Source organism: Apibacter mensalis (assembly GCF_001418685.1).
GTDB lineage: Bacteria > Bacteroidota > Bacteroidia > Flavobacteriales > Weeksellaceae > Apibacter > Apibacter mensalis.
The window spans coordinates 48,564-59,753 of record NZ_LIVM01000015.1; the positions used below are offsets into that span (position 1 = coordinate 48,564).

13 protein-coding genes are annotated in these 11,190 nt (G+C 30.0%); 12 read left to right on the top strand and 1 reads right to left on the bottom strand.

All coding sequences use genetic code 11. The features are described 5' to 3' along the window. Nucleotides 1-10 precede the first annotated feature (10 nt). The 12 genes from ASC36_RS09460 (at nucleotide 11) to tssD (ending at nucleotide 10,388) form a co-directional block, all read left to right on the top strand. A complete protein-coding gene (locus ASC36_RS09460) occupies nucleotides 11-457 on the top strand; it encodes a hypothetical protein (RefSeq protein WP_055426258.1) in 447 nt (148 codons plus the stop codon). Between the two features lie 2 nt (nucleotides 458-459). Next, complete coding sequence (locus ASC36_RS09465) at nucleotides 460-1,833, top strand: DUF5458 family protein (protein ID WP_141656254.1); 1,374 nt, start codon at nucleotides 460-462, stop codon at nucleotides 1,831-1,833. Nucleotides 1,834-1,889: 56 nt separating this feature from the next. Continuing rightward, entirely contained in the window at nucleotides 1,890-2,477 is a 588-nt protein-coding gene (locus tag ASC36_RS09470; protein ID WP_055426259.1) for a hypothetical protein, read from the top strand. Then, complete coding sequence (locus ASC36_RS09475; protein WP_055426260.1) at nucleotides 2,478-3,191, top strand: hypothetical protein; 714 nt, start codon at nucleotides 2,478-2,480, stop codon at nucleotides 3,189-3,191. Nucleotides 3,192-3,207: 16 nt separating this feature from the next. Further along, the gene (locus ASC36_RS09480; protein ID WP_055426261.1) at nucleotides 3,208-3,642 is read left to right on the top strand and encodes a GPW/gp25 family protein; all 435 of its coding nucleotides are present in this window, start codon (nucleotides 3,208-3,210) and stop codon (nucleotides 3,640-3,642) included. A 1-nt stretch (nucleotide 3,643) separates the two neighbouring features. Next, a complete protein-coding gene (locus tag ASC36_RS09485) occupies nucleotides 3,644-5,494 on the top strand; it encodes a type VI secretion system baseplate subunit TssF (protein ID WP_055426262.1) in 1,851 nt (616 codons plus the stop codon). Beyond that, nucleotides 5,491-6,138 (top strand): C40 family peptidase, encoded by a 648-nt coding sequence (locus ASC36_RS09490; RefSeq protein WP_055426263.1) that lies wholly within the window; start codon nucleotides 5,491-5,493, stop codon nucleotides 6,136-6,138. The genes ASC36_RS09485 and ASC36_RS09490 overlap by 4 nt, the downstream gene beginning before the upstream one ends. 3 nt (nucleotides 6,139-6,141) lie before the next feature. Continuing rightward, a complete protein-coding gene (locus tag ASC36_RS09495; protein WP_055426264.1) occupies nucleotides 6,142-7,092 on the top strand; it encodes a type VI secretion system baseplate subunit TssG in 951 nt (316 codons plus the stop codon). Further along, the gene (locus tag ASC36_RS09500; protein ID WP_055426265.1) at nucleotides 7,089-8,045 is read left to right on the top strand and encodes a TssN family type VI secretion system protein; all 957 of its coding nucleotides are present in this window, start codon (nucleotides 7,089-7,091) and stop codon (nucleotides 8,043-8,045) included. Before ASC36_RS09495 ends, ASC36_RS09500 begins: the two co-directional genes overlap by 4 nt. A gap of 32 nt (nucleotides 8,046-8,077) precedes the next feature. Then, a complete protein-coding gene (locus ASC36_RS09505; RefSeq protein ID WP_055426266.1) occupies nucleotides 8,078-9,238 on the top strand; it encodes a hypothetical protein in 1,161 nt (386 codons plus the stop codon). Between the two features lie 139 nt (nucleotides 9,239-9,377). Next, entirely contained in the window at nucleotides 9,378-9,896 is a 519-nt protein-coding gene (tssO, locus tag ASC36_RS09510) for a type VI secretion system TssO (protein ID WP_055426267.1), read from the top strand. Between the two features lie 105 nt (nucleotides 9,897-10,001). After that, on the top strand, nucleotides 10,002-10,388 hold the full coding sequence (tssD, locus tag ASC36_RS09515; protein WP_055426268.1) for a type VI secretion system tube protein TssD: 387 nt from the start codon (nucleotides 10,002-10,004) through the stop codon (nucleotides 10,386-10,388). A 489-nt stretch (nucleotides 10,389-10,877) separates the two neighbouring features. Here the strand turns inward: tssD and ASC36_RS10830 are convergent. Next, nucleotides 10,878-11,190, bottom strand: a 313-nt coding sequence (locus ASC36_RS10830) for a hypothetical protein (protein ID WP_167336883.1), incomplete at its 5' end; no start/stop codon positions are given.

Sequence of the window (11,190 nt, forward strand, 5' to 3'; positions counted from 1 at the left end):
TTGAAATAATATGTTATCAAATTTCGGTATCGGAGGAAACGAAGTTCCTTTGGATGCAAATGAAGCAATATTGGAAATTGCACAGAATCGCACCTTAATAGCTCAAAAACTAACAGGCGAAACCCCAATAAGACCTGAAATAGTAGAAGGGTTGTCTACCGTTGAGCAAGTTTTCGAACACTTTAACCCGGAAGTAAAAGTAAATTTTAAAGATGCAGATGGAAATACAAAGTTCGAAGAGCTGAAATTTAAAAATCTTGGAGATTTTGGAATTAAAGGTATTACAGCTCAAAGTAAGTTTTTAACAGATTTACAAGTTGAAAAAGACCAATATCAGAAAATTATAAAACAGCTGAAAACCAATAAAATTTTAAAAGCAGCACTCGAGGATCCAGAAGCTAAAGCTGCCTTAATGGAAAGTATCGAAGGGCTTATTACTGAATTAAATCAAAAATAATCATGGCTAAAGAAAACATAAAACCACAAATCCAACCTATAGAAAATGCAGTAAAAGAACAAGCTAATAATCAATATGATGTTCAAAGTTCTTTGGATAAATTAGCTAAGTTTGGTGGATTTGATTTATTGGAATCATCTATAGAAAATGTTCAAAATATGAACCCTGAGCGTAAGGCAAGACGTCAAATTTTCCTAGGAGATTCCAGCAAAAAGAACGAGCGTAATGCTCTCAAGAAAACCCTTGAGCTTTGGCTTAATGTATTGAAAAACAACACCAGCCTGACCGATATGGTGGCACAAAGTGAAGATAAAAGTAAACTTGCCGATAAAACTTTACAAAAAAATTTAGCTTCTGCAGTTAGAGAAACCGAAGAACTGGAAAAAGCCTATAGAACCATTTCCTTATTTTATAAAAATACCGAACAAGATAAGATAAAAAATGTATCCATAGTTAATGCGGAATTAGAACAATTAACCGATTTGGATAATACCCGTTTTATAGATGCGATCCATTCGGAATTAGTGGATAATTACGATCGATTGGATTTAAAAAATAACTACGGATTATTAGTTATTCCGGGGTATTTGGGAAGCAACAAAGTTGTTGAAAAATGGGCAAAAATAGCACATGAAAATAAAGTCATGTTGGTAACGGATTTTGCACACTTAGATGAACCGGATGATGTTATGGAAATGTTTGACGAAGCGTACCTTACCGGTGGAGAAATTTATCGTTCTAATGTATTAATGACTTGTAATTGGTTAGTTGGGAGAGGTAAGTTTAATGAAATTGATGAAGAAAATGATTTATATGTTCCTCCATCCGCAGCCTTAGCCGGTAAAATTTATGGTACATTAATGTCACAAGTTACCGCAGGTAAAAAATTCGGGAGTATTAATGAGATAGACGGTGTTAAATTCGATCTTAAAAAAAGTGAAATAGCTAATCTTGAGAATATGGGATTAATACCTATGGTTAATGAATATGGAAAAGTTATGGCTTTTTCAGGAAAAACTCTATTTAACGGAGATAATTTAGGACTTCAAACTTATTCGGTGGTTAGAGTATTCGATTATGTAACCAAAGTATTAATGGATTTTTTAAATCGAAGAGCTTTCGAGAATTTTACAGCAAAAACACGAAAAGAAATTATGAATCAAATTGTACGCTTTTTAGATAGTATTACCGGACCGGATAAATTAATTGAAAACTTTGAAGTAAGAAGATTTGAACAAGATGCGGTTCAGAAAGATCGTATATATTTGGATATTCATTTAAAACCGTATTTTCCGGCTAAAAATTTTCTAATTAAAATGGATGGACATAAAGGGGATGATGGTAATGAATGGGATACCGAATACGAACAAAAATAATTGTTAAGTAACAAGAGAGGAAAATTTATTCTCCTCTCTTTTATAAAAAATCTCATATGAAAAATATAAGCAAAATCTTAAAGTTATTTTTTATAAGTGGGTATATACTCTTAGTAAATACTAATGTATATGGACAGCCGGGTTTACCCATGAAAAAAATAACAGAAGACACTTTGCTGACAAGAATAGTCGATTGCAATGCTTTGTTTACCCTAAACAACAGGAAAGTGGATTATTTAGATAAAAAACCGTATATCTATGCTGAGCCTTACTATGAAAAAGTTTATAATAGTAAAAAAGATTTTGCAGTATTTCAACTAATAAAGAGAAAAGGCGTTTCTCCTTTACTTTTTGTAAAGATTTTCAGATTTAATACCTGTATTAAAAAGGATGAGGTTATGGAGTTTATTACAGCTGAGGGATATAGATATAGATTAAAAAATAATTATAAACCAAACTGTGATGGATATTTAATGGGAAAAATTAGAAGGAGGGAAAATAAAAATCTAACGCAAGGAGATATTAGCAGTATAAAAATATTAACTTTCGATAAAGACTACGAATTCCATTTGAAAACAAGCGAAGCAGAACGAATAAAAGATGAGCTTCAATGTCTAAAAAATAAACGTTTTAAATTCAAATAAATGCCATTACCCCAACTAGGTTTATCATTATCTATAACAGATAATCCGGGATCTCCCATATATTCAGGAAAGGGAGAAAGAGAGAAAATTTCCGATTATGATTCTGCGACACAACAGCACACTATTACAATTATTATTTCAGATGAAAAAGTAAATGAAATTGAACTGAATATAAATGACAAAAACTTACATAAAGTGATGTTACCAACATATAAAATGATGGTAACCGATGATAAAACAAAAGAAAGGACTTATTACGAAGTAACACGTGATTCGTTGTTACTAAATGAATTAAAAATTAATAAAACAGGAAGATTTGATTTTTTAGGTATGAAATTATTTAAAAAAACTGTATATATGTTACCTGTAATTACTTTTGAGCCCTTAAAATCAGTAAAAGAGATATTTGAAGTAACTAAATATCGTATAAAAAAAGAAAATTATTTATCTTATACCCTTCATAGGAACGCAGAAAAGGCATTTTTAGTATCAGGATTACTACCAGAAAATTTTATAAAAACAACAAATTGTGAAAAATTTTTTTATGTAGAAGATCGCTATCAAGGACAAAAATTTTTGGGGGATATTTCTTATAGAGAAAAATTTATAAAAACTATTCCCAAAGTTGAAATACACCTTATCAAACGTCAAAATACGATTAAAGAATACGAATTAAACAAATTAGGAAAAGTAAATAAGATAATTTATTTATAAAATAATAGATTAGAGTATGTACGGAATTTATTATAATACTCCAATAAATTTTAAACAACTTATAGAAAAAAAAGATGTTGAAAAAACCAATTTGGATCAATCTATAGCGAAATATATTAATATACTGGTAACCTCTTCTTTCGGAGAATGTAAATTCAATGATATGCTTGGTTGTAACATATGGGAAATGGATTTTGATTTATTATCCGATACTAATAGCCTTAGAGATAAATTCAAAAATGATATAAAAGAAACTATTATGATGAATGAAAGTAGATTAAATCTATTAGAGGTAGAAGTTAGCATTGGTGTAAGCCAAATCCCTTCTTATAGGAATTCAATAAGGTTTAAGAAAAAAGTGATGATGAAAATCAATGGACTTATAAAAAAAACGAATCGACCGTTTAATTTTTATGGGTATTTTTTTATAGGTCCTCTTTCACAAATTTAAAATGGATACTCAAGAAAAAATAAAAGATAGAATTCTAAGAAGAGCAGCTCAAACTTGGGGGTACACAGACAGCGAGTTGGAGACATCATTTGACCCTATAGTCTCGCTCTTGTTAGAGGCATGTGCATCGGAACTGGAAAAGATATCGGCGGAACTAAACAATTCAAGATCTCGAATTATTGAAAGGTTATTAGAAATTATGTCTCCTGAAGTTAATGCGGGGGTCATACCCGCCAGGTCTATCATCCATGTAGAACCGGTGGAGAATAATTTTACCATATCACTGGAACACCAATTCAGATGTAAAAAAATAATACAAAATATTTATGATCCTTTGCAGCCCATAGTTAAAGATATTTATTTTGGAACTACTTTACCCTTTATTTTAACAAAAGCAAAATTAGAATATATAGCATTCGGGAATACTTTGTATTCCTTAAAAAGAACCATACATAAAGATCCTATAGCAAAAGAAACTCGATATATGAAGCCGGGATCCTTGTGGCTGGGAATTACCTGTCCGGAAGGGATTGATAAAATTGAAAAGCTCATGTTTTTTACAGATGTAAGAAACTTATCTCAAAGAGATATTTTTTATAATTATCTTAAACAAGCAAAGTTTTATATTAACAATCAGGAGATTTCTTATAAGGAAGGATTCAATGTTGAAAATTATACGATTGATATAGATGCGGTTATTAATAAGAACTATAACAAAATAAATCACTTGTATACAGATGTTAATAATTTTTATGCTGATAAATTTTTGCATTTTACTCAAGACATTATTATTAAGGATGAAGTTTTTCAAGTCTCGGATGAGTTAACGGGTATATTTGGAGATAAGATAACCAAAATCAAAGAAACTGAAAATGTTATTTGGATTCAAGTTCAGTTTCCGGAAGTCATTATCAATGATACCTTAGAAAATGTAATGTTTTACGTAAATGCCATACCGGTTATCAATAAAAGGCTTTTATCACAGACTCAGACCATAGGTTCATTCATCAATTACATTCCATTATCTTCAGAAGATATTTTTTTAGATCTTGATAGTATAAATGATTCCCGAGGGTATCAATATCATATTAAAGAATTTTCAGAGGGAAATTTAGATATTGGAGATGCTACCCTAAGGCATACAGGAGTAACACGTTTTGATGAAAGAAATGCTTCCGAATTAATACAATATTTGATAGAGCTGTTAAAAGATGAAAGTGCCTCTTTTACGGTGATAGGTGGCGATTTTATTAACGGAACGATTAAAGAAATCAATAAATCGATAGCAACGTTAGAGCAACATATTAAAGAAAAAAAATTTACCAAGTCCAATTTTCCTTATGCCATTATACGTCCGAAATCAGCAGCTGTGAAAAACGACAATGATTTCTTTACCATCAGCTATTGGGTAACCAACGGAGAAGAAGCAAATGATGTGAAAGTAGGAACCCATTTGGATGGGATAGGTACCAGCGATTTTAAGCAAGATTCCATTATGCTTATTACTACTTCGGTAGGAGGAAAATCAAGAATGGATACCAAGGGTAAAATTGATTCCTACCGAGAAGCTTTGTTAACCCGTGGGCGGATAGTAACGTTTGCTGATATAAAAACCTTTTGTCAGAATCATTTTAAGTTTACCATTTCAGGAGTAGAAATAAGGAAAGGTACTAAAATAGATTCTTCTACTAATAAAGGTTTTGTACGTACGATAGATATAATATTAGAAAGAAATTCAAGTCCGGAATACCAAATTTCAGACTTTGAATGGCAATATTTATGTGACAATATGCTATATAAATTAGATAAAGCTTCCTCTAATATTTATCCCTATAGACTAGTAATAAAATGAAAAAAAATATTCTTGCATTATCCGTGTTAACCCTTTTTTTGCTGTTTGCATGTCAAAATAAGTATTACAATGAGATTCCTTATAAATTTAAATTTAATGAGGATGAAATTAAAACGAAATTGGGAATGATCAATTATATTCCCATATTAGATACCTTAAATCAAGAATACGAGAAAAACTTAACAGACAGACAACTTTATCTTAAAGAAAAATATGCAATAACCTTAGGTATTAAACCTGAAGATTTAACTAATTATAAATTTTACGATTTCATTGATAGATGGATTGGAACTCCATATGCCTCTAAAGGATTTACTATGGATAGTTTAAATATAGGTCCTTTTACCAGCGCTTTATATCAATTTGCATACAAAAAAAAATTACCCGCCACACCACTAGGAATTTTTAACTCACCACAAATAAATCTCTTTACGGGACGCACTTTTCTTAAAGAAGGAGATATACTTTTTTTTAGATATCATAAAGATATGCCTGTCGGAGATATAGGTATATATTTAAGAAATAATAGGATTTTAGTTAGCACCAAAAGTAAAGGGTTAATGATAAGTGATTTTAATCTGGATTACTTCCAACTCAGGTATGTCAGTGCCGGAAGGCTAATTATAGATCAAGAAACAGAATAAGCGATGGATACATTTGAAGAAATAAATATCGTATCGGAAGAAATAAAGAAACGAATTAATACTATAAAATATGATTTAAGAGCTGAAGTTATTATTTCGGAAATACTAAATCAAGTAGATGTAAAAGATCAAAATATTTTAGTTGATCATCAAGGACAATTTAGAAGACCTTTTAGAAAAGATGTTTTAGGAGCAGAGATTGTAAGTTTTAACTATGATGCAACAGAATATGTAAAAGTTAATTTATCTAGAGATGGAATTTATGACACCCTCCCGGAAGGTTTGATTCACGAATTCAAAACGGATAAATCTAAAAAATTGGTCTTTGATATGACTGAAGAATATAAAATTCATAAAAAAGAAGAAGAACACGCAAGAAAATTTTTCTTTCCCTTTGAAAATGAATTTTTCCTTAAAGCTGTAGAAAGAGAAAATATAGAAAAAGAAATTTTATTGAAACTTAATGGTTCTAAACCATTGGATTTCTTTTACGATTTTTGGCATATTGACCGAAGCTTACCCACCATACTGGTTTCGAAATTAATCAGAATCTTACCCTACCTGCATAAAATTGTTGGAAACTTAGAAATGACGGTATATTGCTTAAGCTATTTATTAGAAGAAGAAGTAGAAATTGCAGAGCAAGGGTATAAAGAACAATCCAATACTGAGGATGAAATAAGTCTTGGAAATTGCAGACTGGGATTGGATATGATTTCAGGAAGCGCCTATATGGATTATTCACTGTATCTGGAATTTAAAATTGGTCCGTTAAAAAAAACATCATTTTTAGATTATATTCATCAAGGGAAGTTGAAAAAATTTGTAGAACTTTTCTACGAATATTTTCTCCCAATGGAAGTGGATGTAAAAACAACCATATTATTAGAAAAAGAAACAGAAGTTTTTAATTTAATTCAGAATACAATTTTAGGAATAACAACACGAATATGAAATTCAAAACGTATTTTAAGGATTTATTAGATCCTTCAATTATTGCCGGAGTATTAATTATTCTGGCAATATCTATAATTGCCTTTATTTTTTTTAGCTCTAAAATAGAAAGTTTTAAATCAACGTATAAAAATAAATTTATTGCTTACACTATAATATTAGTGTTGGTAACCGCACTAGTGATTTTTATAGGATCCTCAGAAGTTTTTAATAATCAACTATTTGTTATATTTATTTTTTACCAAATAGTTTTTTTTATACTGGGTACAATACATTGCTACATATACAGAAGCTATTTTGATAAATTTGATAATCATTCCCCTTGGATAGAAGTCCTTTTTAGTCTCATAATGATTATATACATTCTTATGCCTTTTATATGTATTTATACTCTTATAAAAGGTAATACATATGTGTATAACATGATGTTATCCTCATTGGTATTCATAATACCGACACTAATATATATAACCTATAATGCGTCCATATCTATACCGCCGAAAATATATAAAACTTGGCAATTTCCTGAAGAGCATGCTTACCCCGATCCACCGGAAAGTGAATATAGAGATATGGTTGTAATTACTTTTATTTTTCATAGAGAGCCCAATTCCGATATACGAACTGAATTTAGAGCAAAAGCTCCTATACGTATGGATTTTGGAAGATTATTCTATCACTTCGTAAATGATTATAACTTAAGGAATCCCGATTCAACCATTAACTTGTTCGATGAAAATGGAGAAAAACAACATTGGGTATTTTACTTAAAATCTAAGTATTTAGGATTACCCAAATTTATAAAACCGGATTATCCGCTGTATGTAAATTCAATAGAAGAAAATAGTGTCATTATATGTCAACGAACCCCGTCCTTACTAAATTCAGAAGAAGAATTAAAATACGAGTTAGAAAAATCACCAAATAATGAATTTGAAAATATAAAAGAATAAATAATGATAATTTTTAAAATAAACCCTTTACTATGTTAGAAAAGTTAACTTATTTTCCGGTCAATTGGGTTGATGGGATGAAGGTAAATAAATCCCATTTCATAGCCATGCAAGACCATTTTGTTGATACGATGCGCGATGCTATAGGAAGTCATGTTACCCCTGTAAGTTACGGTCTTCTGCCTGTCTATAACACCATGGAATCAATAAAAATATCACTTGTTATTGATAATCATAAGTTATTACGGGTAAAAATTGACGAATGTCATGCCGTAACACCTAACGGTGCGCGAATAGAAATTACACCGTTAAATAATTCAATGGACATACAGATGCCTTATCCTGAAGCTGTTTATGATTTAAAAGAGAACCAGGAAATCGTTTTACTGGCTAATATAATAGTTAATCCCTTTAAAAAATCACCTTTTGGCATATTAGATCCGGAGGAAAATCCGCCCCGATATCCGTTTTTAACACCCACCTACAAATTACATTTAGTACCAGAAGGGCAAATTTCAGAACAAACATCCAATATAGGCTACCAACTTACGGTCGGAAAAATAGTTGTCAGTAAAGAAGAGACTTACTTACAGCCCGGTTATATTCCGCCATGTACCTCACCAAACAGTCATAAAGATCTGGTAGATATACATACTAAGATCGATAAATTTATGGGTCAATTAGAATTGTATGCTGTACAAATAGCCCAAAAAATAAATCGAAAAAATCAAACTAATGAATTGGCTATGATGGTATTAAAACTTTCAGAGCTTGTTATTACTTATTTGGGTAATGAAATTAATTCCTTGAGATGGATTGGGTTGTATACTACACCGGCCTACATGTTGGATAAAATCGTAAGACTTGCTAGAATTATGAAAAACTTCGTAGATGCTAAATCAGGTGCAGGAAAAGAAGAACTATTGAATTACCTAGCCGAATGGTGTGGTTTATCGCAAGGCGATTTTGAGGTGCTTTTTACAGATTTGGTAAATGTGGGATACAATCACTCCCAAGTGGATAAGACGATTAAAAAGGTTAGTATATTTATGCAAACCATTGACCAATTGTTTGCTGCATTGAATAAACTCGACTATATAGGAAAACGAAATGATACGGGAATATTTATCAAAGAAAGATTAGAAAATACCCCTATTGAAAAAATAAAAAAAAGCAGATTTTTTGACGATTAAAAAAATATATGGACTGCTTATCTGGTATTTATATCGTTATCAACTTTAACAGTTGTTATTAATATTACATCAATATTTTTTTATTAACAGTTACCGTTGGAAAATAAATTAAATTTTAGAACAATTATAAAATTATTATATGGAAATATTAAATAAAAAAGATAGATGGATTGCTTTTCTAATTTTTATATTATTATTTACAATAACAGTTGTTATTATAATTACATCTATATTCTTTAATTATCAACTGCCATGGAAAGAAAATTATCATCTCAGAAAAGAAAACGCTGCGATTATTAATGAATTCAGATATCAGGAAAAGTTTGAAAATCAAATGGAACAATTGAAAAAATATATTGATTCTATTGATATGCCCAATCATGATACCTATTATTATCAACAAAAAGCTATCGATATGGTTATTAAAATGGAACAAAATATTCCGGGTAAAGATAGTGTGCGTAGAGGAATGCTATATAAGAATTTTTTGTTAACAAGTCGTTCTCTTATTGATTCTAAAAAAACTATTAAGACGTATGGAAAAAGCAAGGCAGAAATTGATACTTTGCTAGCTAAAGTTGAAACTTATAAAAGGCAAATACAAATTATCACCAGAGATTTAGAGGTCTGTAGAAAATTATATAATAAAAAATATTAACAAATATTTAACATATAATAAAAGAATAAGATAAAATTAGATATGTAACTTAGTGGTATAAAATATAATTAATTATATATCATTTTTAATTTTTAATTTTTAATTATGTCATTTAAAGCAAAATTAGAAGTAGCAGGGAAAAAGTACAACATTTTAAATGTTAATTATTCTCTAGCTCAAGAAACAGATCCCACCGGACGTCCCTCTTCACAAACAAGAGGAGGAAGAATTGAAGTAACTGTTGAATCAACAGGAGAAAGTGACATCTTCGAATGGATGACAAACAGTTTTGAAAGAAAAGATGGTAAGGTAATCTTTATAAAAAGAGATTCCGATGCCACTTTGAAAGAATTAACATTTTCTGATGGTTATGTGGTTAAGTATAAGGAAAACTTTGATGCTTCCGGAACTAATCCACTAACTGAAACGTTCACTATCTCAGCAAAAGCAATTAAAATGGGAACAGGAGAACATGTTAATGAATGGGTGTAAATCCATAATTAATTACTTTTATTCAAAAAAAGGGAATTTTTAATTCCCTTTTTTCGTATCATTATAATAATATTATACTACTCAATAGAAACAATACTAAATCACTTTTGAGTTGATTTTCTTTCTCATTTTTTTTAAATTTACGGAGTCACCCCAACCTAGTATGTTATATGGAATTTCCACGTCAATTTCTAAAATATGAATAATTTTTAAGAGAAATATAGCATTTCCCGTCTTTGTGAATTCTATTGCATATCGATAGTAAATATAGGATATTGATGATCCCAATCGTTAGATTTTTGAAATACGCCTTCCATCATTAGATAGGAGTAAGAATCTAAAGCAGCTTTTCAGCAAAGCAACGTGGATAAATTCGATCTGAAATTTTGTATTATTAATTCTTCCATTTGTTTTTCTTGGTTTTCTTGTCCGCAAGAAAACAGAAAACAACTAAGTAAAAACACGCTGATTAATTTTTTCATCATGAATTTATCTTATTACCTCTAACTCGTCAGAGCCTTCAGGTATATGGAAACGGAATAAATAACTTCCATTAATCTCCTTTTTATCTTCTTTATCAATTGCTATAAATTTAATTCCGTCTATAAAATTATTATTTTTATTTTTCTGTCTTAATTTTACAATCCTATTATTGGGTTCAATTATTATCTGATAGTCTTCAATCGGTAAAATTTGTATATTATCGAATAATTTTGAAATCTCCCCGTTGGTTAAAGAGTCTTCTTGAAAAGAATTTTCAATTTCTTGTTGAGTGGCATATAGACAGATAAATTGTTCTTTC

Coding starts and splice junctions, on each gene's coding strand:
- ASC36_RS09485 (WP_055426262.1), top strand. CDS start 3,644: ATGGATACTCAAGAAAAAATAAAAGATAGAATTCTAAGAAGAGCAGCT.
- ASC36_RS09480 (WP_055426261.1), top strand. CDS start 3,208: ATGTACGGAATTTATTATAATACTCCAATAAATTTTAAACAACTTATA.
- tssO (WP_055426267.1), top strand. CDS start 9,378: ATGGAAATATTAAATAAAAAAGATAGATGGATTGCTTTTCTAATTTTT.
- tssD (WP_055426268.1), top strand. CDS start 10,002: ATGTCATTTAAAGCAAAATTAGAAGTAGCAGGGAAAAAGTACAACATT.
- ASC36_RS09460 (WP_055426258.1), top strand. CDS start 11: ATGTTATCAAATTTCGGTATCGGAGGAAACGAAGTTCCTTTGGATGCA.
- ASC36_RS09500 (WP_055426265.1), top strand. CDS start 7,089: ATGAAATTCAAAACGTATTTTAAGGATTTATTAGATCCTTCAATTATT.
- ASC36_RS09475 (WP_055426260.1), top strand. CDS start 2,478: ATGCCATTACCCCAACTAGGTTTATCATTATCTATAACAGATAATCCG.
- ASC36_RS09505 (WP_055426266.1), top strand. CDS start 8,078: ATGTTAGAAAAGTTAACTTATTTTCCGGTCAATTGGGTTGATGGGATG.
- ASC36_RS09495 (WP_055426264.1), top strand. CDS start 6,142: ATGGATACATTTGAAGAAATAAATATCGTATCGGAAGAAATAAAGAAA.
- ASC36_RS09470 (WP_055426259.1), top strand. CDS start 1,890: ATGAAAAATATAAGCAAAATCTTAAAGTTATTTTTTATAAGTGGGTAT.
- ASC36_RS09465 (WP_141656254.1), top strand. CDS start 460: ATGGCTAAAGAAAACATAAAACCACAAATCCAACCTATAGAAAATGCA.
- ASC36_RS09490 (WP_055426263.1), top strand. CDS start 5,491: ATGAAAAAAAATATTCTTGCATTATCCGTGTTAACCCTTTTTTTGCTG.